General features: G+C 64.8%; 25 protein-coding genes. 16 read left to right on the forward strand and 9 right to left on the reverse strand.

Going from position 1 to position 23,761, the window contains the following annotated elements; all coding sequences use genetic code 11:
• Window positions 1-183, forward strand: a 183-nt coding sequence (locus ACH488_RS13920) for a transposase (protein ID WP_397325063.1), incomplete at its 5' end; no start/stop codon positions are given.
• Here the strand turns inward: ACH488_RS13920 and ACH488_RS13925 are convergent.
• From ACH488_RS13925 to ACH488_RS13940, 4 genes are all read right to left on the reverse strand, one after another.
• Entirely contained in the window at window positions 180-1,055 is an 876-nt protein-coding gene (locus tag ACH488_RS13925) for a class II fructose-bisphosphate aldolase (RefSeq protein WP_397325065.1), read from the reverse strand. The two genes, ACH488_RS13920 and ACH488_RS13925, sit on opposite strands and share 4 nt — an antisense overlap.
• Complete coding sequence (locus ACH488_RS13930; protein ID WP_397325066.1) at window positions 1,055-2,521, reverse strand: GntP family transporter; 1,467 nt, start codon at window positions 2,519-2,521, stop codon at window positions 1,055-1,057. The genes ACH488_RS13925 and ACH488_RS13930 overlap by 1 nt, the downstream gene beginning before the upstream one ends.
• A 133-nt stretch (window positions 2,522-2,654) precedes the next feature.
• Window positions 2,655-3,557 (reverse strand): NAD(P)-dependent oxidoreductase, encoded by a 903-nt coding sequence (locus ACH488_RS13935; RefSeq protein WP_397325067.1) that lies wholly within the window; start codon window positions 3,555-3,557, stop codon window positions 2,655-2,657.
• Between the two features lie 26 nt (window positions 3,558-3,583).
• Window positions 3,584-5,083, reverse strand: a complete 1,500-nt coding sequence (locus tag ACH488_RS13940; protein ID WP_397325069.1) for a four-carbon acid sugar kinase family protein — start codon at window positions 5,081-5,083, stop codon at window positions 3,584-3,586.
• A gap of 131 nt (window positions 5,084-5,214) precedes the next feature.
• Between ACH488_RS13940 and ACH488_RS13945 the strand changes: the two genes are divergently transcribed.
• Both ACH488_RS13945 and ACH488_RS13950 read left to right on the forward strand, forming a co-directional pair.
• Window positions 5,215-6,006 carry an alpha/beta fold hydrolase gene (locus ACH488_RS13945; protein ID WP_397325070.1) on the forward strand — a complete coding sequence of 264 codons (792 nt, stop codon included), beginning with the start codon at window positions 5,215-5,217 and terminating at the stop codon, window positions 6,004-6,006.
• Between the two features lie 74 nt (window positions 6,007-6,080).
• Window positions 6,081-6,782, forward strand: coding sequence for a FadR/GntR family transcriptional regulator (locus ACH488_RS13950; RefSeq protein ID WP_397325072.1), 702 nt, complete (start codon window positions 6,081-6,083; stop codon window positions 6,780-6,782).
• A 221-nt stretch (window positions 6,783-7,003) separates the two neighbouring features.
• On the opposite strand, the gene ACH488_RS13955 is transcribed toward ACH488_RS13950, so the two are convergent.
• Window positions 7,004-7,981 (reverse strand): AraC family transcriptional regulator, encoded by a 978-nt coding sequence (locus tag ACH488_RS13955; protein WP_397325073.1) that lies wholly within the window; start codon window positions 7,979-7,981, stop codon window positions 7,004-7,006.
• Window positions 7,982-8,140: 159 nt separating this feature from the next.
• Between ACH488_RS13955 and ACH488_RS13960 the strand changes: the two genes are divergently transcribed.
• From ACH488_RS13960 to ACH488_RS13990, 7 genes are all read left to right on the forward strand, one after another.
• Window positions 8,141-8,296 carry a hypothetical protein gene (locus ACH488_RS13960; RefSeq protein ID WP_397325075.1) on the forward strand — a complete coding sequence of 52 codons (156 nt, stop codon included), beginning with the start codon at window positions 8,141-8,143 and terminating at the stop codon, window positions 8,294-8,296.
• A 145-nt stretch (window positions 8,297-8,441) separates the two neighbouring features.
• Complete coding sequence (locus ACH488_RS13965; protein ID WP_397325076.1) at window positions 8,442-9,230, forward strand: SDR family oxidoreductase; 789 nt, start codon at window positions 8,442-8,444, stop codon at window positions 9,228-9,230.
• Window positions 9,231-9,289: 59 nt separating this feature from the next.
• Complete coding sequence (locus ACH488_RS13970; RefSeq protein ID WP_397325077.1) at window positions 9,290-10,525, forward strand: styrene monooxygenase/indole monooxygenase family protein; 1,236 nt, start codon at window positions 9,290-9,292, stop codon at window positions 10,523-10,525.
• A gap of 29 nt (window positions 10,526-10,554) precedes the next feature.
• Window positions 10,555-12,270, forward strand: a complete 1,716-nt coding sequence (locus tag ACH488_RS13975) for a flavin reductase (RefSeq protein ID WP_397325079.1) — start codon at window positions 10,555-10,557, stop codon at window positions 12,268-12,270.
• 13 nt (window positions 12,271-12,283) lie between these two features.
• Window positions 12,284-13,879 (forward strand): phytoene desaturase family protein, encoded by a 1,596-nt coding sequence (locus ACH488_RS13980; protein ID WP_397325080.1) that lies wholly within the window; start codon window positions 12,284-12,286, stop codon window positions 13,877-13,879.
• A 9-nt stretch (window positions 13,880-13,888) separates the two neighbouring features.
• On the forward strand, window positions 13,889-14,725 hold the full coding sequence (locus tag ACH488_RS13985; protein WP_397325082.1) for a cyclase family protein: 837 nt from the start codon (window positions 13,889-13,891) through the stop codon (window positions 14,723-14,725).
• Window positions 14,722-16,416, forward strand: coding sequence for a thiamine pyrophosphate-binding protein (locus ACH488_RS13990; RefSeq protein WP_397325083.1), 1,695 nt, complete (start codon window positions 14,722-14,724; stop codon window positions 16,414-16,416). The genes ACH488_RS13985 and ACH488_RS13990 overlap by 4 nt, the downstream gene beginning before the upstream one ends.
• An 81-nt stretch (window positions 16,417-16,497) precedes the next feature.
• On the opposite strand, the gene ACH488_RS13995 is transcribed toward ACH488_RS13990, so the two are convergent.
• Window positions 16,498-16,929, reverse strand: coding sequence for a universal stress protein (locus ACH488_RS13995; protein ID WP_397325084.1), 432 nt, complete (start codon window positions 16,927-16,929; stop codon window positions 16,498-16,500).
• 188 nt (window positions 16,930-17,117) lie between these two features.
• Between ACH488_RS13995 and ACH488_RS14000 the strand changes: the two genes are divergently transcribed.
• Window positions 17,118-17,327 carry a dodecin gene (locus ACH488_RS14000; RefSeq protein WP_011773002.1) on the forward strand — a complete coding sequence of 70 codons (210 nt, stop codon included), beginning with the start codon at window positions 17,118-17,120 and terminating at the stop codon, window positions 17,325-17,327.
• 52 nt (window positions 17,328-17,379) lie between these two features.
• Here the strand turns inward: ACH488_RS14000 and ACH488_RS14005 are convergent, their stop codons facing one another.
• Entirely contained in the window at window positions 17,380-18,264 is an 885-nt protein-coding gene (locus tag ACH488_RS14005; protein WP_397325086.1) for a helix-turn-helix transcriptional regulator, read from the reverse strand.
• 186 nt (window positions 18,265-18,450) lie between these two features.
• On the opposite strand from ACH488_RS14005, the gene ACH488_RS14010 reads away from it, so the two are divergent.
• From ACH488_RS14010 to ACH488_RS14030, 5 genes are read left to right on the forward strand one after another with little or no spacing between them, the layout of a single operon-like run.
• Window positions 18,451-19,272: an aldo/keto reductase gene (locus ACH488_RS14010; protein ID WP_397325087.1), complete on the forward strand. Its 822-nt coding sequence runs from the start codon at window positions 18,451-18,453 to the stop codon at window positions 19,270-19,272.
• 19 nt (window positions 19,273-19,291) lie between these two features.
• A complete protein-coding gene (locus tag ACH488_RS14015) occupies window positions 19,292-20,263 on the forward strand; it encodes an aldo/keto reductase (protein ID WP_397325089.1) in 972 nt (323 codons plus the stop codon).
• Complete coding sequence (locus ACH488_RS14020) at window positions 20,260-21,312, forward strand: NAD-dependent epimerase/dehydratase family protein (RefSeq protein ID WP_397325091.1); 1,053 nt, start codon at window positions 20,260-20,262, stop codon at window positions 21,310-21,312. Before ACH488_RS14015 ends, ACH488_RS14020 begins: the two co-directional genes overlap by 4 nt.
• Before the next feature lie 46 nt (window positions 21,313-21,358).
• Window positions 21,359-22,189: an aldo/keto reductase gene (locus ACH488_RS14025; protein ID WP_397325092.1), complete on the forward strand. Its 831-nt coding sequence runs from the start codon at window positions 21,359-21,361 to the stop codon at window positions 22,187-22,189.
• Between the two features lie 9 nt (window positions 22,190-22,198).
• Complete coding sequence (locus ACH488_RS14030; protein ID WP_397325093.1) at window positions 22,199-23,230, forward strand: lactonase family protein; 1,032 nt, start codon at window positions 22,199-22,201, stop codon at window positions 23,228-23,230.
• Window positions 23,231-23,298: 68 nt separating this feature from the next.
• Here ACH488_RS14030 and ACH488_RS14035 read toward each other — a convergent pair whose 3' ends face one another.
• Entirely contained in the window at window positions 23,299-23,529 is a 231-nt protein-coding gene (locus tag ACH488_RS14035; protein ID WP_397325094.1) for a hypothetical protein, read from the reverse strand.
• Window positions 23,526-23,723 carry a hypothetical protein gene (locus tag ACH488_RS14040; RefSeq protein WP_397325095.1) on the reverse strand — a complete coding sequence of 66 codons (198 nt, stop codon included), beginning with the start codon at window positions 23,721-23,723 and terminating at the stop codon, window positions 23,526-23,528. The genes ACH488_RS14035 and ACH488_RS14040 overlap by 4 nt, the downstream gene beginning before the upstream one ends.
• Window positions 23,724-23,761: the final 38 nt, after the last annotated feature.

Below are 23,761 nucleotides of genomic sequence, written 5' to 3' on the forward strand. Positions count from 1 at the left end.
CGACCCCCGGCCTTCGACAAGGAAGACTACAAAGGCCGCAACGTCGTCGAACGAAACTTCAACATCTTCAAGCAGTGGCGAGCCCTGGCAACCCGTTACGACAAACTCGCCCTCACGTACCGCGGTGGAGCCGTCCTGCGAGCCATCAGCATCTGGCTGACATCTTTAGGAGACACGCCCTAGGCGCTGAGCAACTCCAGCGTGGCGCCCGCGAAGCCCGCGGCCGAGGAATTCCAACGCGCCAGCAGGCCCTGCAGGTTCTCGCCGTCAGCACGGTGGCCTGCGGTTTCGGACTCGAGCGTGGCGAGGATGCCCGTGCGGAGTTCGGTGTTGAAGTTCACCTTGCCCACGCGCAGGGACGGAGCCTTGGCCAGCTCATCGGCCGGGATCCCGGAAGCACCGTGGAGCACCAGCGGGACGTCCGTCCGGGACGCTACGTCCTGCAGAACGTCCCACCGGATGTTGGGCTCGCCCTTGTACTTCCCATGCACGTTGCCCACCGCAACAGCCAGCAACTGCGCGCCGGTGCGCTCAACGAAGTCAGCCACCTGCGCCGGGTCAGTCAGCCCCGCAACGGAAGTGCCGGCGTCGTGCGTGTCCACCGAGGCGCCGAACGCCTTGTCCTCGTCGCCAGCCAGGCCGCCCAGTTCCGCTTCAAGCACGACGGCGGTGTGACCGGAAGCGTCCAGCATCGCACGGACTTCGCGAACCAAGGCGATATTGTCCTCGTAAGCCAGTGACGAACCGTCGGCGAGGACCGCGTCGGCACCAGCAGCGACGGCTTCACGAATCACGGCAAGGTCCGAGGCGTGGTCCAGCTGGACCGAGACCGGGACGCTGGCGGAATCAGCCAAACCGCGGAGGGCCGCGATGAGCCGCAGGCCGTTAGGGGTGGATGCGGTCTTCGGGGCCACCAGCAGGATGACGCCAAGCCGGGCTTCCTCCGCCGCGGACACAACGGCCAGCGCAGTGGTGAAGTCGTAGCAAGTGAACGCCGGGACTGCCGAGCCGGAGGAAAGGGCGGAGCTGACCAGCTGATCGAGTGCAACACGCATCAGTGGGCCAGGCCTCCCACCAGGATCCATGCAACGTAGGTGAGTACGAAGCCTGCCAGGCCCAGGATGGTGGTCAGGACGGTCCAGGTCTTGAGGCCGTCGGAAACGGTGAGGCCGTAGTAGCGGATCACTGTCCAGAAGCCGGCGTCGGTCACGTGGGACAGGCCCAGTGAGCCGAAGCCGATGGCGATGACGATCACGGCGATCTGGGCGGGCGAGTAGCCACCTTCCATGACGGCGGAAGTGAGCAGGCCCGTGGTGGTCACGATGGCCACGGTGGCCGAACCCTGGGCGGCGCGGAGGGCGAGGGAGATGATGAAGCCGAGCACGATGACCGGCAGGCCAAGGCTGTCCAGGGTGTGGGACAGGGCGGCGCCGATGCCTGACGTACGGAGGACTTCACCGAAGACGCCACCGGCTGCAACCACCATCAGGATCGACGCGATGGGAGGCAGCGCGCCTTCGAAGATTTCGCCGGTTTCCTTGAGGGACCAGTTGCGGCGGACGGCCAGCAGGAAGAAGGAGAGCGCCACGGCAACCAGGAGTGCGAAGAACGGGTTGCCGATGAACGAGGCGACGCCGTACCAGTAGTTGTCCTTGGCAATGGTCAGCGTGCCGACGGTGCCGAGGAGGATCTGGACGATCGGAGCGGCGATCAGGAACATGATGAGGCCGGGGCGCGGCGGAGCGATGGCGCGGGCGCCGGGACCGTCGTGGCCTACGTGGACCAGGGAGTCGGAGCCGAACTCGTCAACCTGCTGCTTGACGCCGGGAAGGAGCTCGTAATCCTTGCGGTTCATGATGCTGGCAACCCAGTAGGACAGGAAGCCGAGCGGGATGCAGATGATCAGGGAGATCAGCGTGATGAGTCCAATGTCGGCACCGAAAACGCCTGCGCCGGCAACGATGCCCGGGTGCGGCGGAACAGCCACGTGGATGGACAGCATGATGCCGGCCATGGGCAGGCCGAACTTGATGGGGTGGACGTTCGCGATCTTGGCAAAGGCATACACGATCGGAACCAGGACGATGACGCCCACTTCGAAGAAGACAGGAATCGCTACGAGGAAGCCGACAGCGGTGAGGGCAATGGCGACGCGCTTGGCCCCGAGCTTCTCGGTGAAGTGCGTGGCCAGCGACTGGACGCCGCCCGAAACCTCGATCATGCGGCCAAGGATGGCGCCGAGGGCAATGAGCAAGGCGACCTTGCCCATGGTGCTGCCCACACCGTTGGTCACCACAGTGAAGATGTCCTTGAGCGGGATCTGCGCGGCAACGCCAACCAGGATGCTCACGGCAAGGAGGGCCACGAAGGCCTGGATCTTGAAGCGGATGATCAGCACCAGCAGCAAGGCGATGCCTGCGGCGGCGATGGTCAGCAGCAGCGGAGTACCCAGCTCCACTGCGGGCTTGATGGCGGGCGCGTCGGCCGCACGAACCATCAACGAGTTAATGAGGGGATTCATTTGGGGAGTGTCTCCTTTGACATACCAGTCTAGAAGACCGGCGAAAGGGGGCGGCGACGGCGAAGGGGGGACCGCCGTCGTCGCGGGTTTTACTGGGGGTGCTTAACGCTGGGGTGCGGGAAAGCGGTGGTGCTTAGGCGGTGCGCTTGGCGGGCGCGACGACCTTGATGACGGCGGAGTCGTCGGCGGCGGCGAGGCCCTGGGCCTGGCCGAGGAGGTAAAGCTGTTCAGCTGCGGCGGCCACAGGTGCAGCGAGACCGGCGGCGCGGGTTGCCTTGCCCACGATGCCCATGTCCTTCACGAAGATGTCCAGGCGGCTAAGGACCTCGGCACCGTCCTCGGTGTAGGCCTCCAGGATGCGGGGGCCGCGGTTGGAGAGCATGAACGAGCCTGCGGCACCGGCTTCGAGTGCGGCCAGGGTCTTCGCCTGGTCCAGGCCGAGGGCGTCGGCGAGGGCCATGGCTTCGGCGGCGGCGGCGATGTGCACACCGCACAGGAGCTGGTTGACGGTCTTGAGGGCCTGGCCGTCGCCGGGCTTGTCGCCAACGATGCTCAGGGTGGAGGCCAGGAGCTCCAGCGCGGGGCGGGCCTTCTCCAGTGCTTCGGGCTCTGCGCCGACCACGATCAGCAGGTCGCCTTCGCCGGCGCGCTTCGGACCGCCGGAGAGAGGGGCGTCCACGAGTGCCACACCGTACTCGGCGAGCTTCGCGACCGTGGCCGGGATGGCTTCCGTGCCAACCGTGCTGCCCAGGATCACGACGGCGCCCGGCTTCAGGACCGAAGCGACGCCGTTCTCGCCGAAGAGGACATCGTTGAGCTGCTCGCCGTTGCGGACAGCGAGGAGCAGCGCGTCAGCGTCCTGCGAGGCTTCGCGGGCGGAAGCGAAGGTTTTGATGCCTTCTGCGGCGGCGAGCTCCAAGCGGGGCTCGGCGATGTCGAAGCCATGCACGGTCAGCTCTGATGCGAGGCGGGTAGCCATGGGCAGGCCCATGGCGCCGAGGCCCAGGACGGTGATGGTGTAGTTGCTGCTGGTCATGGTGTTCTCCATTGAATTTCTGGCTGTTAGAACGTGTTGCTGAGTTTGCGGGTGACCTGGGCGAGGGACCGGTCGTCGCCCACGTTGCCCGCGAAAACGATGTAGGGGATGCCCTTCGCGGGGCCGTCCACCGGTTCCCAGAGGGAGACGATGCCCGGGAGCATGGGGCCGCGGACGATTGCGTGGCGGATTTCCAGGCCGTGCGCGGCTACGTCGGAGGACGTGATGCCGCCCTTGGCGATGACGAACCGCGGCGGGAAGGTCTTCAGGGTCCGGTTCACCACGGATACGACGGCGGCCGAGACGGTGCGGGCGATCTGCAGGCTCGCTGCGGGGTCGTCGGTCTTGATGAGTAGGCGGCTGGTGTGGACGATCACGTCTCCTTCGCGGAGGGCGTCGACGACGTCGGACACGACGGTGCCGATGAACGCGTCGGCTGCTGCCTCGGTTTCGGCGGCGAGGAGTTGTTCGACGTCGATCTCGATGATCCGGGCGCTGCCGTGCTCGGCTGTGAGGACGTTGAGCTGGCGGGTGGTCAGGCCCACGTGGGAGCCCACAACAATGAGCCCGCCGGCTGTGGAGGGGGTGTTGCCCGCGTAGGCCTCTTCGCCGGTGAGGGCTTCGCGGATGTCCTGGCCGATGCGGCCGCGGACGAACGGCGGACCCACACGGTAGAGAAGGTTCTTACCGCGGCGTTCTGCTTCTTCCAGGCCCAGGGCCAGCGCACGGAAGTCGTTCTCCGTGACGATGTCGGCCACGATCGGGGTGGAATCGGTGGCGGACTCGATGGCGTCGGCGATGGCCTTGGCCGAAATGGCAGGATCCTGCGCCGAGGCACCGGCGCGGATGATGTTCAGGTCCAGGACAATGACGTTCTCCGCGGAGAAGCGTCCTTGCGACTTCTCCTCCACATACTTGGCCATCTCGGAATTGGCGAAGCCGAAGGACGCGTCCTTGGCGAACTCCGTCTCAGCCACCGGGGTGAGGGAACCGGAATCTTCTCCGGAGGCCCGCATGTAGTGCACCCCGCCGATGGTGACGCGACCGGCGTCGGGGAAAGCCGGAACGATCACCACACCGTCGGTGCTTTCACCGGTTTCCCTGGCGACGGTGGCGGCGATGACATCCGGTTCCAACGGGTAGTGGCCGCGAAGGGTGGAGTCGCTGCGGCTCACGAAGCCCAGCTTCACGGTCCCGGCGGCTGCGGCGAGGGCGTTGCGGACGATTTCCTCGTTCCGGGCGGCTGCCTCTGCCGGGTCCAGGCTGCGGGTGTTGGTCAGCACGTACACGGCCGGCTTGGTCTGCTGTTCGCGGATGTGGGTGAAGGCCCACGTGAAGTCCTCAACGTCCCAACGGGTCAGCACCGCGAGGTCGGCGACAGACTGCGTGCCGGTGGGGTCGTCATCCAGGACCACCAGGACTTTTGGTGTTTCGGCAGAGGACGCTGCAACGGCGTCGGCCACGAGCTGCGCGGGGATCTGGACTTCCGCCGGAAAAGCGGCCAGAACATCGGCTTCAAGGATCACGGGACACTCCATCGTGGGAAATCTGTGTGGCAAATTTGTGAATGTAAGATGTCAGACATCTAACATTTGAATGCTAGTGTGACACACGGCTACTGACTGCGCAAGGTGCCTCGCGTCACTACGCTGGAACCATGGCTGCATCCTGCTTTGTGGACGTGCGGACGCCGGACCATCCCGCGCCGGATCAGACTCCCGTGGTGCTGATCCACGGCTGGGCCTCCGGTTCGGTCTACTGGGAACCACTGGCGTCGTTACTGCTCGACGCCGGGCGGACGGTCTGGATCGTCGACCTGCCTGGGTACCGCTCGGGGGACGCATTGCCCGCCGGATTCGAGTGGACCCTTGACTCCGCTGTGGCCTCCGTGGTCGCACTGGTCGAGGCCAACCCACCCGGGCGTGTGCACCTGGTGGGCCACTCGATGGGTGGAAGCGTCTCTTTGACGTTGGCTGCGGCCAGGCCGGAACTGGTAGCGACAGTGACCTTGGTTGGAATGGTCCCGGCGCCCCAAAACGAGGGCTTTCGGCAGCTCCTCGAGTCACAACTGGAACAGGGCTTTTTTGACGAAAGAACCCGCGCCAAGCTCATGGACGCCTGGTACGGGGAGCTTGCCGCGGAGGACAGGGAGTTACTCGGCAGAGGATTCGATATTCCCTTCCCGGTGCTGGCCGCGAGCGCGAAGGCGGCCATGACCGGCGTCGAACCTTCAGTACCCGGGCGGGTGCAGGCGCCACTGCTGGTGATAGCCGGAACCGGCGACCGCGTGCGGTCCATGGGGCAGATGCAGGCGTTCGTAGCAGAGGGGCCCAAACGGCGACTGAAGCCGATTCCGGGGGCGGGCCACAACGTTCACTGGGAGCAGCCGGGTGAGTGCGCAACGACTTTGAATGAATTTTGGAGAACAAGCTGGCCACCGCCAGCGTAATATGTCTGACAACCATTCCGCCGGGAAGGAAGATCCTTCGGGCGGACGGTCTGGAGTACAGAAATGGGGACTACATGGCGCGCAAGTCGCTGGTCGGCGTCGTTGCTGATGAGCTGCTGGACAGGATCGTTGCGGGCGAATTTCCGCCGGGGACCCTGGTCCCGGGCGAGCTTGAGCTCAGCGCCAAGCATGAGGTGAGCCGCATGACCGTGCGCGAGGCCATGAAAACCTTGGAAGCGCAGCGCATCCTCAGCGTCGAGCGGGGCCGCGGAACGTTCGTCAACCCACTCAACCAGTGGGCCTCGCTGGAAGCCGTCCTTAGGGCTGCATCTGAAGGAACCAAGGACGCGGAAGCAGCGGTCCAGCTCATCGAGCTCCGCCGCATGCTGGAAACCGGCGCCTGCGAACTTGCTGCCGAGCGAATCTCTGACCAAGACCTGGCCATCCTCGAAGCACATGTGGAGAAGATGCAGGCCGCGCACGAAGTCAACGACGTCGCCGGCTTCGTGGAGGCCGACTTGGCATTCCACGACGTCATCCTGCACGCCTCCGGGAATGTCTTCGTCGCCGTGTTATTTGAACCCCTGCACCGTGTCCTGGAAGCCCGCCGCACGGAGACGTCCGCGGTCCCGGAGATCCAGAAGCACGCAATCGGCCACCACCGGAAGATCGCGTCCGCCCTTGGCTCCCGGAACCCGAACGACGCCCGCCTGGCCATGGACGCCCACATGCAGCAGACCCTGGACGACCTGAAAACGTACGTGCTGGAGGCGTAGGACCCACAGGTCGCCTTAATTGTTGGGTGCTGAAGATTTAAATCCGGCGGAAGAAGGGACTCGCGGAATCCCTGATTTCTAGGGCCGAATCGAGTCATGTACTTAATTGTTGGAGAGCTCTTCCGAAAGTCTTGCGCTTGAGACCCCTTGAGTTTCCCGGGTTCCATTCAGCTGCACTATTGTGCACGTGAGCACACAATAGTGTTCCTCGGTATCGCAGGTCAGCGGCGCAGGCTCTCCGAGGGCAGCTCGCCGAATGTCTGCAGGTACAGCGCCGAGAACCGGCCCTGATGCGTGAAGCCGCACAGTTCAGCGATTGCCGTGACCGTCTGCTCCCGCGGGTCGGATTCCAGGAGCATTTCGCGGGCACGGTCCAGCCGGATTGACCGCAGCAACTCCGACGGCGAGGCGCCGGTTTCCGTGCGCAGGGCAGTCTGCAGCGTGCGCACTGAAACACCCAGGCACTCGGCGATGTCCGGCACAGTCAGTTCCTCGAACGCGTGGCGCTCCAGGAGCTCCCGGCACTCACGGACGAGCCGGCTTTCGGACTCAACATCCCTTACCGCGGGTTCAGCGGGCGGCTCCATGGCCATCAGCAACCGCGACATCATGCTGTCGGCCAGCAAGCCCTGCACAAACACGGGCGCCGCGGCCTGTGGCTTACTGATGAGGTCGTCGTGAAGTTCGACGACGGACCTCAGGAAGGCCCTGCCGGCTGCGGTTGTGAGGTCCATGCCGTAGCCGAGCCCGCCTTGCGGTTCCGCGCCGCCATTGAGCGACAGTGCCACCCGTTGCAGTGCGGTCCGACGTACATAAACGATCAGGTGCGGACTTCCGTTATCCCAGGACATGGAGAAGGGCCGATCGATCGGCGGGACAGTGGCCATCCTGGGACTGGAGTCCACGTTGATGGCTCCCACCTGCATGGACGCATGCCCCGCCAGGGGAATCTGGACCAGATGGAAGTCCTGCAGGCCTTCGGGCTCAATCCGCACATCAGCGCCGTAGTCCAGGAACTCGATCCCCACGTCCCCTCGATGCAGGGAGCGCAGCTTCATATCCACGGCAGACTTCCTGGTCCGGGGCGCGAGCTCATGGCCGCAGAAAAGTTCCGCGATTTTCTGGTGCGCCTCGTCGACGTCCGTGATGGCCGTCGTCGGCCGCCCGCGCAGGACGTCGCGGGGAAGGATCCTCACCATGTGGCACCTACTTACGGGGTCTTTTCGCAGCTTTTCGCTTTCCGGATGATCCCCACGCCTAGTGGATATTCCTTCTGTCAGCCGCTGCCTAAAGTCGCTCTTAGGACAAGTATGACGTACGTCATATTTCCGCAACAGCACCGGAGGGAGGTGAGACCCGTGAAGAACATCAAATTGGTCCACGATCGGCGCCAGGAGTGGGAACGGCACTTCGAGGAGTGGGAACGCCAGCTCCACCAGCCGGACACGCGACTGACGGCGGCACCGTGGGTGGGATGGGTTGAAGAGACCGACGAACAGTATCCAGGCGACTGATTCCACAACCCTGCGCATTCCGGATGATCCCCGCGCATCGAGGATATTCCCGGGCCGCATCGGCTCCCTAGAGTCTCTTTCAGGGCGGATATGACCCACGTCATAGTCCCGCATCAGCACAATCCACAAAGGAGAGGGTTTGGCCATGTCAGGACTCGAAGGCAGGACGGCGATCGTCACCGGCGGAGCAACGAAGGTGGGCCAAGGCGTGGTCACCTCGCTGCGGGATGCAGGAGCCACGGTGGTGGTTGCCGACATCGACCCCGACGGCGGCACGCTCACCAAACAGCTGGGCGACCGCATTCACTACTCCCACACGGACATCACCGACGACGCCGCCATCCAGGAGCTCATCGAAGAGACCGTGGCGATGCACGGAAGCCTGGACATCCTGGTGAACCTCGCCTGCACGTACAAAGACGACGGCGCAGGCTCCGGGCGGGCCGACTGGCTCGAGGCCCTCAACGTCAACCTGGTCAGCGCAGTGATGGCGGGCAACGCTGCCCGCCCGCACCTCAAGAAGTCCGGCCACGGCGTAATCATCAACTTCACATCCATCTCCAGCTCAGTTGCCCAAACCGGCCGCTGGCTCTACCCGGCCAGCAAAGCCGCACTCGTCCAGGTCACGCGCAGCATGGCCGTGGACTTCGCACCCGACAACATCCGGGTCAACTCGGTTAGCCCGGGCTGGGTATGGAGCAACATCATGGATTCCCTCACCAACGGGAACCTCGAAAAGACAGACTCCGTCGCGGCCCCCTTCCACGCCCTCAAGCGGGTGGGCCGGCCTCACGAGGTGGGTGACGTCGTCGCCTTCCTTGCGGGCGACCAAGCCAGCTTCGTGACCGGAGCCGATTGGGCGGTTGACGGCGGCTACTCGGCCCTGGGCCCCGAGCGGGCCGAAGAAACCATTCCCCTCCTCGCGGCCAACTGAACACCAAACCTCACCGGATAGCTTCAAAGAACGTCCCACTACACAGAAGGACAAGAATCATGACACAACGCCACATCACCATCGTCGGCGCGGGCCAGTCCGGTCTTCAGCTCGGCATCGGCCTGCTGGACGCCGGATTCGCCGTGACCACCATTTCCAACCGCACGCCGGAAGAGATCCGGGACGGCAGAGTGGCCTCCAGCCAGTGCATCTTCCACAATGCCCTGGAGCACGAGCGGGCCCTGGGCCTCGACTTCTGGCCGGACGCACCCACAGTGGACGGCATCTCCTTCACCATCCCGCACCCTGAATTGCCGGGTGAGAAGGCCATCAGCTGGGCCTCCCGCCTGGACAACCACGCCAAGTCCATCGACCAGCGCGTCAAGTTCCCCCGGTTCATGGAGGAGTTCACCAAGCGCGGGGGCGAATTGGTGTTCGAGGATGCCGGCGTTGAGGACCTGGAACGTTACGCGCTGAACTCCGAGCTGGTCATCGTGGCCGCGGGCAAGGGTGAAATCGCCCAGCTCTTTACCCGCGACGCCGAGCGCAGCACCTATGACGCCCCGCAGCGCGCGCTGGCCCTGACCTATGTCACAGGACTGAAGCCCCGCGAAGAGTACTCCGCCGTTTCCTTCAACCTCATCCCTGGCGTAGGCGAATACTTCGTGTTCCCGGCTCTCACCACCACCGGCCCCTGCGAGATCATGGTGTTCGAAGGTGTGCCCGGCGGCCCTATGGACTCCTGGAAGGGGCTCTCGCCGGAAGAGCACTTGGAGAACTCCAAGAACATCCTGAAGACCTTCCTCCCGTGGGAGGCCGAACGCGCCACGGACGCGGAACTGACCGACCCCAACGGCGTCCTGCAGGGCCGTTTTGCCCCCACCGTCCGCCACCCGATTGCCACGCTCCCCAGCGGGAGGCAGGTACTGGGCCTGGCCGACGTCGTGGTTTTGAACGATCCCATCACCGGTCAGGGTTCCAACAACGCGAGCAAGTGCGCGGCGTCGTATCTGGACAGCATCGTCAAGCACGCGGGCGCCTATGATGCCGCGTTCATGCAGGCCACGTTCGAGCGGTACTGGGATTATGCGCAGCACGTTGCCCAGTGGACCAACGCCTTGCTGGCTCCTCCCCCGCCGCACGTCCTGGAACTCCTGGGCGCAGCCAACCAGGCCCCGGAAATAGCCCACCGCTTCGCCAACGGCTTCAACCACCCGCCGGAGTTCCAAGAGTGGTTCATGTACCCGGATAAGGCCGCGGACTACCTCGCGAGCCTGCAAGCGGCAAAAGTTTAATAGCACGCCCCTGCTAACAAGGACTCACCATGCGCACTATTGCAATCATCGGGGCCGGCGAATCCGGCGCCCAACTGGCTTTGGGCCTGCAGCGGGAAGGCTACTCCGTCTCGCTGTACTCGGACCGTTTGGCGGCCCAAATCCGCACCGGAAAGGTCATGTCCAGCCAGTGCATGTTCTCCACCGCACTCGACGCCGAGGCGCAGATGGGCACGGCGATCCAGGGCTCCGAAGCGCCGAGGATCGGCTCGATCCGCTTCCGGGTGGAAGGCGGCGACTCCATCGAGTGGGAGGCTCCGCTGGACGGACCGGCCCGTTCCATCGACCAGCGCATCAAAAGTGCCCACTGGATCGAGCGGTTCGTGGCCAATGGAGGCGACTTCCGCATCGAAAAGGTCACGCCGCGCATGCTCGAGGAGCTGTCCCGGGATTATGAGCTGGTCATCGTCAGCACGGGAAAGGGCGAGATCGGCCAGATCTTCCCGCGGGACAAGGCGAAGTCGCCGTTCGACCGCCCGCAGCGGGTCCTCGCGCTAAACTACGTCACCGCTGATGGAACGGACGACGGCGGTGCTGCCGCCATCCGGATGTCCATGGCGCCGGGAGTGGGTGAGTTCTTCACCTTCCCGGGCCTCACGGTATCCGGCCCCTGCCGCATGATGGTGTTCGAGGGCGTGGTGGGCGGCCCCCTGGACTGTTGGACCGGCGTCGTAAGTCCGGAAGAGCAGCTTGAGCGTTCGCTGCAGATCCTGCGCGACTATTTCCCGCATGAGGCCGCCGCGTTCCAGGACGCCAAGCTGACCGACGACGGCGCCACGCTCCTGGGCCGTATCACACCTACGGTTCGCTCCGCCGTCGGGGAACTGCCGAACGGCAGCCTGGTCTTCGGACTGGGCGACGCCGTAGTCCTCAACGATCCCCTGACGGGCCAGGGCTCCAACAACGCAACGCTGGCGGCCAAGTATTACCTCGATTCGATCGTGCGCCGCGGACAGCAGCCGTTCGACAGGGAATGGATGGAGCGGACGTTCGACGAGTTCTGGCGGGGCTGGGGCCAATGGTCGGTGGCCTGGACCAACGATCTCCTCAAGCCGCGACGCGACCACCAAGTAACCCTCCTGCGCGAGGCCGCGGAGCATCCGGCCCTGGCCGCCAGCATCGTGGCCGGCTTCGACGATCCGCGAACCTCCTACCCATGGTGGTTCGATCCGACGGCTGCCGCCGACTTCATGCAGGCACGCAAGGAAGAAGACTCGGCCGTTTTCGATGTCCGTGACTTCCGGAGTGCGCTGGGGCAGTTCGCAACGGGTGTCACCGTGGTCACCACCGTGTCGCCCGACGGCCGCAAAGTGGGCATGACAGCCAACTCGTTCACGTCTGTTTCCATGGAACCGCCGCTGGTCCTGTGGTGCCCCAGCAAGCGGGCTCCCAGTCTCACCGACTTCGAGGAAGCCTCGCACTTCGCCATCAACATCCTGGCCAGCGACCAGCACGTCCTCTCGCGGCAGTTCGCCACGCCCGCCACGGACAAGTTCGAAGGCGCGTCTACCTCCGAGGGCATCGCGGGGGTGCCGTTGCTTGACGGAGCGGTAGCAACATTCCAGTGCCGCACGGTGTCGCGCCACGACGCCGGCGACCATGTGATCTACGTTGGCGAAGTAGAGAGATACAACAACGACGGCGGCGCTCCCCTGGTGTTCCACAGCGGCAAGTACCACGCCACCGCCAGCCACCCCGATTTCTGAGAGGCGTTGATCCATGAACGACGTTGCCATCATCGGCTCCGGCATCAATTCCCTGGTGGCCGCCGCGGAACTGGCACTGGACGGCAAGAAGGTCTGCCTGATCGAACAGGCCGACCGTCTTGGAGGCTTCATCCACTCCGGTGAACGGACGCTACCCGGGTTCATCCACGATTCCTTTTCCTCGTGGCATCCGTTGTTCGTCTCCGGCGGTGCGTACGCCGCCTTGGGTGCTGAGCTGCACCAGCGCGGGTTGGAGTACTGCAACACCGATGGCGCGGTGACGGCCTCCGTCGCCGCGGATCCCGCCTCCGGAGAACACCGTGTAGTCATCGCCCACAGGGATCCTGCCGAGACAGCGAAAGCGTTCAAGGAACCGCGGGACCAAGCTGCCTACCTGGCCATGTTGGATGACCTGGGCCAGCACTCCGGCACTGTTTTTGGGGCCTTCGGGGCCGAGCTCCGTTCCTTCAAGGACCTGGCGAAACTGGCGTTCGGCGCGTGGCGGAGTGGCCGGATCAAGGCCAACGAAGCGTTCGTAAGGGACTCTGTGATGAGCGGCCGGAACTACGTCCGCAGCCGGTTCGATGGCTGGGAGACCGACCAGCTCTGGGCCCCCTGGCTGCTGCACGCGGGGCTCGGTCCGGACCAGGCCACGGGAGGTGTCATGCTGCCCGTCATGGCGATGAGCATGCACGGCTTCGGGTTGCCCGTGGTGAAGTGCGGCGCCTCACGGTTCGTTGCGGCCTTCGAATCCCTGCTGCGGGACAACGGCGTCCGGATCATGCTGGGTGCCGAGGCGCAGGAAATCCTCTCGGTCTCCGGCTCGGTGACAGGGGTGCGGACCTCGCAAGGAATCGTAGCCGCCTCGACTGTGCTGGCCAACGTGTCACCCCAGGCCCTCTACACTCGACTCCTGCCCAGCGCCCCCGAAGACCTCGCCGCGGCTGCCCGCAGGTACCAGAACGGCCGCGGCGCCATGCAGATCCACCTTGCCTTGGACAAGCCAGTGACTTGGCTGGATCCACGGTTGAATGAGGTTCCGCTGGTCCATGTAAGCACCGGCTCGGACAGTACTGGCATTGCGTGTGCACAGGCGGAGGCGGGCCTGTTGCCGTCCGAGCCCACCATCGTGGTCGGCCAGCAGTGCGTCCTGGATCCGTCCAGGGCCCCCGAGGGCAAGGCAACGTTGTGGCTGCAGCTCCAGGAGGTTCCGTACTCGCCGGTCGGTGATGCGGCCGGAGAGCTGACCGTAGCAGAGGGCTGGACTCCGGAACTCAAAGCCGGCTACCTCCGCCGGGTCCTGCAGCGCCTGGAGGAGTTCGCCCCGGGTCTCAGCGCCACGGTCCTCGCCTCCGACGTCATCGCTCCCACGGACCTCGAGATGGGCAACCCGAACGCCGTGAACGGGGACCCGTACGGCGGCTCTGCAGAGCTCTTCCAGAACCTGCTCTGGCGCCCGTTCCCGCAGGCAGCCGGGCACCACACCCATATCAAAGGACTCTGGCACATCGGGGCTTCGACGCATCCCGGCCCCGGCCTGTCCGGCGGTTCGGGGCATCTGGTTGCCCAACGCCTGAAGTCCAAATCTTCCAAGAACACCACGCGATAGGAGAGAACAATGTCTGTTCTGGCCGGGCTCACTGCAGCCCTTTCCCAGGGTTCGGTGGAAATCATCGACCTCACCACCCCGCTCAGCTCCGAAACACCCATCCTGAACCTGCCGCACCCCTTCGCGAACACTGTCGGTTTGTCGGTTTCTCCGGTGAGCAATTTCGACGACGCCGGCCCGGCCTGGGCGTGGAACGACGTCACTGTGGGCGAGCACGCCGGGACGCACCTGGATGCCCCGGTCCACTGGATCACGGGCAAGGACGGAAAGTCCGTGGATCAGATCGAACCGCACCGCCTGGTGGGACCGCTGGTGGTGATCGACAAGACCGCGGAGGCGGCCGCTGATCCGGACTTCCTCCTGGAACCTGAGCACTTTGAGCAGTGGCAGGCAGAGCATGGGCTCTTCCCGGAGAACTGCTGGGTGATTTTCCGGACCGGTTGGGCGGCCCGGGGTTCAGACGCTGCGGCTTTCGTCAACGCGGACGACGCCGGTCCCCACACTCCGGGGGTCTCCGCGGCAGGTGCCAAGTGGCTTGCAGGCAACGCTTCGATCAGCGGTTTCGGTGTTGAAACTGTGGGCATCGACGCGGGCCAGGCAGGTTCCTTGGACCCGATGTTCCCGGTCCATTCGTTCCTCCTGGGCGCGGACAAGTACGGTGTGACCTCGCTCCGGAACGTAGACCGCCTGCCGGTTACCGGTGCCACGCTGGTGGTGGCTCCCTTGCCCATTGTTGGCGGCACGGGCAGCCCGAGCCGGGTGTACGCGCTGGTGGAAAAGGGGACAGCGGAAAACGGCTCAGTGGAAAAGGGCACCGGCGAAGAGGGCACGGTGGAGCGCGCATGAGCGGCGGGCCGGACGTGACCGGGGAGGTACGGGTTTCCACGCTCGTGGGGCGGACGCTGGCGGAGCTCGACGTCGGGCATGTCTTCGGGGTGGTGGGCAGCGGCAACTTCGATGTCACCGGCACCCTCATGGCCGAGGGCGTCCCGTTCACGGCGGCACGGCACGAGGGCGGTGCCGCGACGATGGCCGATGCGTATGGGCGGATGTCCGGGAAGGTTGGTGTGGTCACCACGCATCAGGGCTGCGGGCTGACCAACGCCATCACGGGTGTGGGAGAAGCGGCGAAGAGCCGCACGCCCATGATCGTGCTCACCGCGGATACCCAGGCCGCGGCCACGAGGTCCAATTTCAAGATCGACCAGGATGCTCTCGCCCGCAGCGTCGGTGCCGTCGCCGAACGGATCCACTCCCCTGCTTCCGCGATTGCGGATACGGTCAGGGCGTTCCGGACCGCCGTCAACGAGCGGCGCACGGTGGTCCTGAGCTTGCCGCTGGACGTCCAAAGTGCCACCGCCGCTGACGAGGTGGGTGCCGTCGTCGTACCCCAACCGCTCAAGGTGCGGCCGGACGCTTCCCGGATCCAGGAACTGGTGGGATTGATCGCTGCGGCAGACAGGCCCGTGTTCGTGGCCGGCCGTGGCGGGCGGGGTGCACGCGAGGAGATCCTCGCCTTGGCGCAGCACGCGGGTGCTCTGGTGGCGACGTCCGCGGTGGCAAGCGGCCTGTTCAACGGCGATCCGCACAACGTTGGGATTTCCGGCGGCTTCTCCTCGCCGCTCACGGCCGAACTGATCAGCGGCGCGGACCTCATAGTTGGTTGGGGGTGCACGCTGAACATGTGGACCATGCGGCACGGGAGGCTGATTTCGCCGGGCACCAAGGTGGTCCAGGTCGACGTCGAGGACGCCTCGCTGGGCGCCAACCGGCCCATCACGCTGGGCGTGCTCGGCGATTCCGCGCTGACCGCGGCCGACGCGCTGGCGGTCTTGCAGTCCGTCCAACCGGAGCCGGTGGAGAAGTACCGCACCGAGGCAAACGCCCTGGCCATCAAGGAAGGCTCACGGTGGCGGGACGTGGAAACCCCGGACCTGTCCACTCCCACGAGGATCGACCCGAGGGTCCTGAGCCGCGAACTGGATTCGTTGCTGCCTGCTGAGCGGATCGTGTCCGTTGATTCGGGCAACTTCATGGGCTACCCCAGCCAATACCTTGCCGTGCCGGACGAGTTCGGGTTCTGCTTCACGCAAGCATTCCAGGCAATCGGGCTTGGCCTCTACACAGCAATCGGTGCCGCGGTGGCGCAACCGGACCGGCTTCCTGTGCTCGGCGCGGGCGACGGCGGGTTCCTGATGGGCATCAGCGAACTCGAAACCGCCGTGCGGATGAAGCTGCCACTGGTGTGCATCGTCTACAACGACGCCGCGTATGGCGCCGAGGTGCACCACTTCGCACCCTTGGCGCCGGAAGAAAACCTGGCCAGCGTGGTCTTCCCCGAAACGGACATCGCCGCTATCGCCCGTGGTTTCGGAGCGGACGGGGTGACCGTCCAAACCGCAGGTGACCTGGCCGCCGTCGAGCCCTGGCTGGCCGCCTACCGTGCCGGAACGCAAACCAAACCGCTCGTCATCGACGCCAAAATCGCCTCAGACGGCGGATCCTGGTGGCTGGCCGAGGCGTTCCAAGGCCACTAACGCCCCGGGCACCCAACTGGGGGACAGCACCTGTCGCTATGGGCACTCATAGCGACGTGCGCTGTCCCCTACTTGGGTTCGTTACGCGTCCACTTCCGTGTTCACGATGTAAACGTCGCACGGAGCGCCGTGGGCAACGCTGTTCGCGATGCTGCCCAGGACGCGGCCCAGGCCCTTCATGCGCTTGTTGCCCACTACGATCAGGGTTGCCTTGTTCGTCTCGGCGTAGTTGATCAGCGCGCTGGCCGGGTTGCCGCGGGCAGCGAAGTACTTGACCTTGCCTTCCGGAACATCGAGTTCCTCGGAGACCTTGCGGGCAACATACTCGGCGGAGTCGGCCGAGGAAACGGTGATCCGGTCGCTGCCGCTGCCGAATTCCTCGATGCGGTCATCGGAGAACCCGCTGACCACATGCAGCTCGCCTCCGAGCGCGGTAGCCATCTTGGCTGCGGCAATGGCCGCCCGCTTGGCCGTTTCGCTGTTGTCAACGCCGACAACGATCACTTCTGACATGAGTGCTCCTCATAGATCGGTTGGGTGGTGCTGCAAGAAAATCTACACGTCATCACCGGCAGGGACGAGCAATGACCGAGCAGGAAAGAGGTTCTGGCCGCACGAAGATCCGTGGGCTAGTCTGCATGAACGGCCTGCCTGGCGGGCCCGATTTTCCGAAGGATTCAGTGACGATGATGAGGAGCACCATGGCTGGCCACACATACAGCGTTTCCGAAATTGTAGGAACTTCCACCGAGGGCGTTGACGACGCCATCAAGAACGGCATCGCAACCGCCTCCCAGACCCTCCGGAACCTGGATTGGTTCGAGGTCAAGGAAATCCGCGGCCACCTCGAGGACGGTGCCGTGGCCGACTGGCAGGTCACCATCAAGCTGGGCTTCCGTTTGGAACGCTGAGCCACCTCCGCGGGTTGCCGGTTAGTGCCAATGTTTCACGCGGACATTGGCACTAACTGTCATCCCGGCGGGCGGGTTCGGGTTGGAGCACCTCCGCGGGCCCGGCCTCGCCAAAGCTGCTCAACAGTGTCAAAGCGTCCGACGACGGCGAACCGGCCTTCGCGGAATACACCCTCAGGTGCTGGTCGGCGTCGTCCGGGAGACCCAGGGTTTCAAAGTTCAGTTCGAGGTCGCCCACCAGTGGGTGGTGCAGCCTGATGGTTCCGGCCGAGCGCGTGGCAACGCGGTGCCCTGCCCACCACTGGCGGAAATGTTCGCTGTGGACGGCGAGTTCACCCACGAGCTGGTTGGTCTGTGGATCGTTGGGGTGGCGTCCCACATCCATCCGCAGTGAACCCACAGCCTCGGCAGCCACGGTCTTCCAATCACGGAACAACGTCCCTGCCCGCGTGTCGAGGAGCAGCCAACGCGTCAGGTTGCGCTCGGCGGAAGGCAAGGAAGTGAAATCCGTAAACAGCAGGTTTGCCATGCGGTTGGCAGCCAGGACATCCGTCCTGCGGCCCAGGACCATGGCCGGGACATCGCCCACGGCATCGAGCAGTTGCCGGATCGCAGGACGTACCTTCTGCACCGGCCCCGGGCCAGCTGCAGAATTAGCACAGTGGGCCAACAGGTCCATCATGTGCGCCTGCTCCCCTGCATCCAGGCGAAGGGCGCGGGCCACGGAATCGAGGACAGCCTTGGACGGATGGATGTTCCGGCCCTGTTCCAGGCGCGTGTAGTAGTCGGTGCTGACCCCGGACAACCTGGCAACTTCCTCGCGGCGAAGGCCCGGAACCCTGCGGGAGCCTGTGGAACCCAAGGCACCGGCGTCCTCCGGGGACAGGCGCGCACGCATGACTTTGAGGAATTTTCCGAACTCGGCGCTTTGACCCATCCCTCCATTCTGCCCGCGCCCCCGCCCGTGAAGCCACCACTTTGGGTAGGACTGCCAGACCTAGGAAAAACAGGATCACGCAGCGGGGCTGACTCACGGATGAAATCTGCATAGGCTCAGTACAGAGCCCATTGAAAACGCTTTCTGGAATCGCGGCTTTACCTGAATCATTCGAAGGAGACTTTCATGCCAGAGCTGACCTTGAACAACGGCGTCACCATCCCACAGCTCGGATTCGGCGTCTTCCAGGTTCCTCCCGGAGAAACGCAGAAGGTGGTGGAAGACGCGCTTGAGGCCGGGTACCGCCACATCGATACGGCCGCCGCGTACCGGAACGAGGCGGGCGTCGGCGCGGCTATCGCGGCCTCCGGCATTTCCCGCGAGGAACTCTTCATCACCACCAAGCTCCGCAACGGCGAGCAAGGCGAAGCCTACGACGCTTTCCAGCGAAGCCGGGACGCATTGGGCCTGGAAGTGGTGGACCTGTACCTCATCCACTGGCCGGTCCCGTCGCAGGGGCTGTTCACCCAGGCATGGAAGGAGATGGAGAAGCTCCACCAGGACAAGCAGATCCGCGCCATCGGTATCTCCAACTTCCTTGCAGACCACGTAGACTCCCTGCTCAAGGAAGCCGATGTGGTTCCTGCAGTGAACCAGATCGAACTCCACCCAACGTTCCAGCAGGCCGATCTGGCAATGAAGTGCCGCGGCCTGGGCATCGCCGTGGAAGCCTACAGCCCGCTGGGCCAGGGCAAGGACCTGAACGCCGAGCAGGTGGCCCTGGTTGCGGCCGCCCATGAGACCACCCCGGCACAGGTCATCCTGGCGTGGCACCTCGCCCAAGGCACCATAGTGATCCCCAAGTCAGCGGACTCGAACCGCATGCGCGAGAACCTTGGGGCAGCAGACCTGAGCCTCACCGAATCCGAACTTGCCGCAGTCACCGCACTGGAGGCGGGCGCCCGCATCGGTTCCGATCCCGCCGTCGCCGCTTTCACACAGTTCTAGAGAGAAGGACGCAACTGACATGCAGTACACGCACCTTGGCCGCTCCGGCCTCAAAGTTTCCCGCCTGTGCCTCGGCACCATGAACTTCGGCCCCAAAACCGAAGAGGCGGCCTCGCACTCGATCATGGACTCCGCCCTGGACTCCGGCATCAACTTCTTCGATACCGCCAACGTCTACGGTGGCGCCGAGCACCGCGGCTGGACCGAGGAGATCATTGGCCGCTGGTTCGCCCAGGGCGGCGAGCGCCGCGAACGGACCGTGATCGCCACCAAGCTGTACGGCACCATGACCGACCGGCCGAATGAATCGAAGCTGTCCGCGCTCAATATCCGGCGGGCCCTCGATGCCAGCCTGAAGCGGCTGCAGACGGACTACATCGATATCTACCAGTTCCACCACATCGACCGCGATACTCCGTGGGACGAGATCTGGCAGGCCATTGAGGTAGCCGTCCAGCAGGGCAAGATCCTGTACTCCGGCAGCAGCAACTTTGCCGGTTGGCACATCGCGCAGGCCCAGGAAGCCGCGCGCCGCCGCAACTACACCGGCCTGGTCAGCGAACAGTCCATCTACAATCTGTTCCGCCGGGAGCTTGAACTCGAAGTCATCCCCGCGGCCCAGCAGTACGGGCTGGGCCTCATTCCTTGGTCTCCCTTGCAGGGTGGCCTCCTGGGCGGTGTGCTGAAGCAGCAGGAACAGGGCGTTCGCCGCTCCGAGGGACGGGCCCTTGAGACGCTGAAGAAGCACGAGGACCAGATCCGCCAGTATGAAGACTTCGCCGATGAACTGGGACACGCACCCGGCGATGTTGCTTTGGCCTGGCTGCTCCACCAGCCGGCCGTGACTGCACCGATCGTGGGTCCGCGCACGCAGGAGCAGTTGGACTCGGCAATCCGCGCCCTTGATGTCACCCTCAACGACGACGCCCTTAAGCGCCTGGATGACATCTTCCCGGGCCACCGCACCGCACCCGAGGACTATGCCTGGTGAGCAGCATCCTCCCCGAAACGGGCACCGTCCCGCCGCGGAACATCCTGTTCATCGGCGGGACCGGCGTCATCAGTGCGGCTGCGGCTGAACGCGCCGTCGCACTGGGCCACCGGCTGACCATCCTCAACCGCGGACGGTCAGCCGGGCGGCCGGTTCCCGAGGGCGCCGAGGTTCTCCATGCGGATGTCCGCGACCCCGCGGCCGTGCGGGAGGTACTTGCCGGACGGGAGTACGACGCCGTTGCGGACTTTATCTCCTACACTCCCGATCAGGCGCGGGCGGGCTTGGACTTGTTCCGGGGGCGGACGGGCCAGTACGTCTTCATCAGTTCCGCTTCCGCCTACCAGAAGCCGCCCACTACCCTGCCGATCCGGGAGTCCACGCCCCTGAAGAACCCTTTCTGGCAGTACTCAAGGGACAAGATTGCCTGCGAGGAGATCCTCTTCGAGGCCTACCGGGAGCAGGATTTCCCGGTGACGGTGGTACGTCCTTCGCACACTTATGACCGCACCAAAATCGCAATGGTGGGCGGCTGGACGGACATCCACCGGATGCGTGCCGGCCTTCCGGTCATGGTGCATGGGGATGGCACGTCGCTCTGGACCCTGACCCACAGCCGCGACTTCGCCAAGGCCTTTGTTGGACTCCTTGGCCGGCCGCAGGCAATCGGCGAAAGCTACACCATCACCTCGGACGAGTTCCTTCCCTGGAACCAGGTGTACCGCTTGTTTGCGCGGGCCGCGGGGGTTCCCGAGCCGGAGTTGTTCCACGTTTCCTCGGAGACGATTGCTGCCCACAGCCCTGAACTCGGGCCGAACCTGCTGGGCGACCGGTCCCATTCCGTGGTGTTCGACAACAGCAAGATCAAGGCATTGGTTCCGGATTACACGGCAACCATTCCCTTCGCCGACGGCGCCAGGGAGATCGTGGACTGGCATGACAGGCACCCGGATCTGCAGGTGGTGAACCAGGGTTTCATGGAGTTGACTGACAGGCTCCATGACTGGTCGCGCCGTAGCTTGTTGCCAACAACTGCTTCACCAGCGTAGAAAACAAGTAACCTTTCTTTTCGTTACAGCTAAGGAGATCGTGCCCATGGCCGCTGCCCCGCTCATCGAACTCAACGATGGCTTCAAGATCCCTCAGCTGGGCCTTGGCACGTGGCCACTGAACGATACCCAGGTTGCGGATGCCGTTGTGGAGGCCGTCTCCCGCGGCTACCAGCACATCGACACCGCCGTGAAGTACGGGAACGAGAGCGGCGTTGGCGATGGCATCCGGAGGAGCGGAGTCGGCCGGGACGAACTCTTCATCACCACCAAACTCGACGGTGAATTCCAGGGCTCAGGCAAGGCCGTTGCGGGCCTGGACGGTTCCCTCAAGCGGCTGGGCCTGGACTACGTTGACCTGCTCCTGATCCATTGGCCCCTTCCACGGCGTGGCGAGTTTGTCTCAACGTGGAAGACGTTCGAGGAACTCCAGGCGTCCGGCAAGGTCCGCTCGATCGGGGTTTCCAACTTCAAGCCTGCGCATTTGGACCGGCTCTTCGCAGAGACGGAAATCATCCCGGCGGTCAACCAGATCCAGGTGAGCCCGTCGATCCCCCGCACCCTGGCCCGCGAGTTCAACCAGAGCCACGGCATCGTCACGGAGTCTTACAGCCCGCTGGGTGCCAGCAGCGATTTGCTGAACGCACCCGTGCTGGCCAGGATCGGCGAGAAGCACGGCAAGACCCCTGGCCAGGTGGTTCTCCGCTGGCACGTTCAGCAAGGCCTGGTGGCGATACCGAAGACCTCCAATCCGCAGCGCATGCAGGAGAACCTGGACGTCTTTGGCTTCGAGCTGGACCAGGACGATCTTGCTGGCCTGCAAACGCTCGACGGCGGCCCGGATGCGGGCGTCGACTCGGACGTCCAGGGACACTGAGCGCCGCTGATGACCACTGTGCTTTGGACCGGTTGCTACACCGCGGACCGCGACGGCAACGGCGAAGGAATCGGCGCGCTGACCGCCGATGACAAGGGCGGACTCACTCACCTGGGCCTGGCCGTTACCGCCAATTCGCCATCTTTCCTGGCCGTGCATCCCAGCCAACCCGTGGTCTACGCGGTTGCCGAGGAGGGCAAGATGGTGCGGGCCTTCCGGCGGACCGGGGTGGCTGAGCTGGAGCCGTTCGGCGAACCTTGGCCTGCCGGGGAGGCGGCGTGCCACGTTGCCGTGGATCCCCAGGGCCGCTTCATCGTCGTCACCTGCTGGGGTGACGGGCAAGTGATCCTTTACGAACTGGACGACGACGGTGCCATCACCTCGCGTGCCAGCGCGGAGGCCGCCGTCGACCCCCACCGCACCGATGGGGACGAGCCGCGGCCCAGCCGCGCACATTCGTCACTGATGCTTCCCGACGGCCGGATCCTCACAACCGATCTGGGGCATGACCTGGTCCGCGCCTGGACTTACCGGCCCGGCGAGGGGCTCAGTTCCGACCACCACGTTGTGTTGCCCAAGGGCTCCGGCCCACGGCACATGGCCAGGCACTCAAGCGGCACGGTTTTCGTGGACACCGAATACTCCATCGAGGTGGCCGCGATCCGGCCGGGGCCCCAGGGAATCCTTGAGCTCGCCGATGTGATTCCCGCCAGCGTGAACAAGGCGTACGACGGCGACTCGGCGGCTGAGATTGCCCTCTCGCCGGACGGCCGCTTCGCCTACGTTGGAGTGCGCGGCTCCAACCGGATCTGCGTCCTACAGGTTGGCGGCGACGGCCGCCTGGCACCCATGGCCGATGTGCCCAGCGGCGGTGACCGGCCACGGCATCACCTGGTCCGCGACGGCTGGCTGTACGTGGCGCACGAAGGCTCCAACGACGTCGTAAGTTTCAGCCTGGACCCGAACACCGGACTGCCGGACGGCCCTGTCAGCCGCGTGGAGACCGGCTCGCCAAGTGCGCTGATCCCAGCCGTCCCTTAAACGCCGAGATGGTTTTGAGTGCCAATGCTCCGCTCAAACATTGGCACCTAAAACCATCTCGGTGAACTTCAGGCGGCCCAGACCTCAACATCGTCCGTGCCACAGATGAGCTTCCGACCACCCGGCTCCAGGACAACCCATAGGAGTTCCTGGTGCTGGGAAATCTCGTCTACCCGGCCGGCTCCTGCACCCTTGGCGGCGTCGTAGATCCAGACGGGATCGCCGGCCGCGAGTCCGGTCCATTCCGCTGCCGGGACGTGCCTGTAGTCTTCCGGGCGACTGAGGATGCTCCTGCTCATGCCGAGATATCGGCGGCGGAACGGCGCCGCCACACCGTGGCAACCCCGTTGTGCGCCGGCAGGACGTGCCCTTCCGGGAAAACCTGGACGGCATCCGGCTCGGAATCCGGGCTCCACAAGCCCGACGCCGGGCAGTGGGAACCTGTGGGCATGACGCGGGTGGCTCGTTCGCGCAGGAGGGCGATGCTCTTCATCGTTGAATCTCATCCTTGGTAGCTGGGGTATTGTGCAG

It is taken from the genome of Paenarthrobacter sp. NPDC018779 (assembly GCF_044391085.1).
Lineage (GTDB): Bacteria > Actinomycetota > Actinomycetes > Actinomycetales > Micrococcaceae > Arthrobacter.

Excerpts from the sequence above, each read along its gene's own strand:
- ACH488_RS13925 (WP_397325065.1), bottom strand. The coding sequence starts at position 1,055 with ATGCGTGTTGCACTCGATCAGCTGGTCAGCTCCGCCCTTTCCTCCGGC.
- ACH488_RS13930 (WP_397325066.1), bottom strand. The coding sequence starts at position 2,521 with ATGAATCCCCTCATTAACTCGTTGATGGTTCGTGCGGCCGACGCGCCC.
- ACH488_RS13935 (WP_397325067.1), bottom strand. The coding sequence starts at position 3,557 with ATGACCAGCAGCAACTACACCATCACCGTCCTGGGCCTCGGCGCCATG.
- ACH488_RS13945 (WP_397325070.1), top strand. The coding sequence starts at position 5,215 with ATGGCTGCATCCTGCTTTGTGGACGTGCGGACGCCGGACCATCCCGCG.
- ACH488_RS13950 (WP_397325072.1), top strand. The coding sequence starts at position 6,081 with ATGGCGCGCAAGTCGCTGGTCGGCGTCGTTGCTGATGAGCTGCTGGAC.
- ACH488_RS13955 (WP_397325073.1), bottom strand. The coding sequence starts at position 7,981 with ATGGTGAGGATCCTTCCCCGCGACGTCCTGCGCGGGCGGCCGACGACG.
- ACH488_RS13965 (WP_397325076.1), top strand. The coding sequence starts at position 8,442 with ATGTCAGGACTCGAAGGCAGGACGGCGATCGTCACCGGCGGAGCAACG.
- ACH488_RS13970 (WP_397325077.1), top strand. The coding sequence starts at position 9,290 with ATGACACAACGCCACATCACCATCGTCGGCGCGGGCCAGTCCGGTCTT.
- ACH488_RS13975 (WP_397325079.1), top strand. The coding sequence starts at position 10,555 with ATGCGCACTATTGCAATCATCGGGGCCGGCGAATCCGGCGCCCAACTG.
- ACH488_RS13980 (WP_397325080.1), top strand. The coding sequence starts at position 12,284 with ATGAACGACGTTGCCATCATCGGCTCCGGCATCAATTCCCTGGTGGCC.
- ACH488_RS13985 (WP_397325082.1), top strand. The coding sequence starts at position 13,889 with ATGTCTGTTCTGGCCGGGCTCACTGCAGCCCTTTCCCAGGGTTCGGTG.
- ACH488_RS13990 (WP_397325083.1), top strand. The coding sequence starts at position 14,722 with ATGAGCGGCGGGCCGGACGTGACCGGGGAGGTACGGGTTTCCACGCTC.
- ACH488_RS13995 (WP_397325084.1), bottom strand. The coding sequence starts at position 16,929 with ATGTCAGAAGTGATCGTTGTCGGCGTTGACAACAGCGAAACGGCCAAG.
- ACH488_RS14000 (WP_011773002.1), top strand. The coding sequence starts at position 17,118 with ATGGCTGGCCACACATACAGCGTTTCCGAAATTGTAGGAACTTCCACC.
- ACH488_RS14005 (WP_397325086.1), bottom strand. The coding sequence starts at position 18,264 with ATGGGTCAAAGCGCCGAGTTCGGAAAATTCCTCAAAGTCATGCGTGCG.
- ACH488_RS14010 (WP_397325087.1), top strand. The coding sequence starts at position 18,451 with ATGCCAGAGCTGACCTTGAACAACGGCGTCACCATCCCACAGCTCGGA.
- ACH488_RS14015 (WP_397325089.1), top strand. The coding sequence starts at position 19,292 with ATGCAGTACACGCACCTTGGCCGCTCCGGCCTCAAAGTTTCCCGCCTG.
- ACH488_RS14025 (WP_397325092.1), top strand. The coding sequence starts at position 21,359 with ATGGCCGCTGCCCCGCTCATCGAACTCAACGATGGCTTCAAGATCCCT.
- ACH488_RS14030 (WP_397325093.1), top strand. The coding sequence starts at position 22,199 with ATGACCACTGTGCTTTGGACCGGTTGCTACACCGCGGACCGCGACGGC.
- ACH488_RS14035 (WP_397325094.1), bottom strand. The coding sequence starts at position 23,529 with ATGAGCAGGAGCATCCTCAGTCGCCCGGAAGACTACAGGCACGTCCCG.
- ACH488_RS14040 (WP_397325095.1), bottom strand. The coding sequence starts at position 23,723 with ATGAAGAGCATCGCCCTCCTGCGCGAACGAGCCACCCGCGTCATGCCC.